The following is a 635-nucleotide window of genomic DNA, read 5'->3' on the forward strand; positions in this document are numbered from 1 at the left end:
CGATACTATCTACGAAGACAGAGGTTATTCCGGTAGCCATATGCGACGTGCTGGTTTTCGATCGCTGCTTAATGATATCAAGCTTGGTCTCATTGATGTGGTGGTTGTGCATCGGCTTGATCGCCTAACAAGAAGGCTGGCTGATTTTCAACAAATCATGGTAGAGCTAAACGCGCATGATGTGCCAGTGGTTTCTGTGACTCAGCAGATTGATATGTCTCATCATATTGGTCGCGTGTGGACGAACATCATTACCTCATTTGCTGAGTTCGAACGGGAGATGGCTGCTCAAGCAGATTCTCAAGCACCTGAAGCAGAAAGCAGCCAAGGCGGATGCCGCCAAGCAGCACGAGTTGCCACCAGAACGAGCGCCACCGCTAACCCCCAGCCTCTTTGACCTTTCTCAGAGTCGTCTATTTGACTGAAGACCTCAAAGCCCTACACTGCCAGCTTTCCGCGGCCGGTGGAGCAACTTACAACCAGAGAACCATTAGCCAGAGATTTCACCGCTAAGACGAACCTTATTAGAGCGAATTGGGCTGGTCGGTCAGCGAAAATTGGGACTTGGACGATAAACGAGTGAGGGAATTTCGGGTACGATCCTTCACTAGAAGGGCAAAAAGGTGGTTTATACG

Annotated in this window: 1 pseudogene; it reads left to right on the forward strand. The window is 49.8% G+C overall.

The features are described 5' to 3' along the window. Nucleotides 1-40: 40 nt before the first annotated feature. A pseudogene (locus tag IDZ20_RS16315) lies at nt 41-262 on the forward strand (recombinase family protein); the annotation flags it as partial. Nucleotides 263-635 lie beyond the last annotated feature (373 nt).

This window comes from Teredinibacter waterburyi (assembly GCF_001922985.1).
In the GTDB taxonomy this organism is placed as follows: Bacteria; Pseudomonadota; Gammaproteobacteria; order Pseudomonadales; family Cellvibrionaceae; genus Teredinibacter; species Teredinibacter waterburyi.